General features: G+C 51.4%; 1 rRNA gene. It reads right to left on the bottom strand.

The annotated features are described in order from the left end of the window. Positions 1-255: ribosomal RNA gene (locus H3H37_RS25530) — 23S ribosomal RNA — on the bottom strand; the annotation flags it as partial.

Here is a 255-nt window from a genome sequence, read left to right as displayed (position 1 = left end):
GTTTGTATGCACACGGTTTCAGGATCTATTTCACTCCCCTCCCGGGGTTCTTTTCGCCTTTCCCTCACGGTACTGGTTCACTATCGGTCGATTACGAGTATTTAGCCTTGGAGGATGGTCCCCCCATATTCAGACAGGATTTCTCGTGTCCCGCCCTACTTGTCGTACGCTTAGTACCACCGCTCTGATTTCGTGTACGGGGCTATCACCCGCTATGGCTCCTGTTTCCAAAGGATTCCACTATCAGCTCGACTA

The organism is Rugamonas brunnea (assembly GCF_014042345.1).
GTDB classification, from domain to species: Bacteria; Pseudomonadota; Gammaproteobacteria; order Burkholderiales; family Burkholderiaceae_D; genus Rugamonas; species Rugamonas brunnea.
Note: the sequence above shows the minus strand (reverse complement) of the source record. Positions and strands in the feature narration are given on the sequence as shown.